This is a genomic window from Rhizobium ecuadorense, from assembly GCF_001187535.1.
Lineage (GTDB): Bacteria > Pseudomonadota > Alphaproteobacteria > Rhizobiales > Rhizobiaceae > Rhizobium > Rhizobium ecuadorense.
Genome location: NZ_LFIO01000707.1, coordinates 1 through 255, shown reverse-complemented (window position 1 = coordinate 255; position 255 = coordinate 1). Strand labels below are relative to the sequence as shown.

The 255-nt window shown below is 60.8% G+C and carries 1 protein-coding gene; it reads right to left on the bottom strand.

All coding sequences use genetic code 11. From position 1 onward, the window contains the following. Positions 1-42: 42 nt before the first annotated feature. The gene (locus AF337_RS40345) at positions 43-210 is read right to left on the bottom strand and encodes a BA14K family protein (protein ID WP_082336806.1); all 168 of its coding nucleotides are present in this window, start codon (positions 208-210) and stop codon (positions 43-45) included. Positions 211-255 lie beyond the last annotated feature (45 nt).

The window sequence follows — 255 nt, the reverse complement described above, 5'->3', positions numbered from 1 at the left end:
GACGTTAGCCAACCACTCCGGCGGGCCCGAAACGACGCCGGCTCAATCGTAGGGGGAATAACATTGCCTACGCGGTCCCCGAGAGGGCTGAAAGCTATTGTCATAGGCTGAATAAGACCGGTACCGGCGCGCGCACCAAGCATAATGTCTCCCGTCATATTGATTCGAATATTCCTCCGATGGCGCAAGAGCCTCGGGCGGTGGCGGCATGATAACGGGTGGTGGCCCCGGAGGGCCGGGAAGCAAGGGGATGGG

Coding starts and splice junctions, on each gene's coding strand:
- AF337_RS40345 (WP_082336806.1), bottom strand. CDS start 210: ATGCCGCCACCGCCCGAGGCTCTTGCGCCATCGGAGGAATATTCGAAT.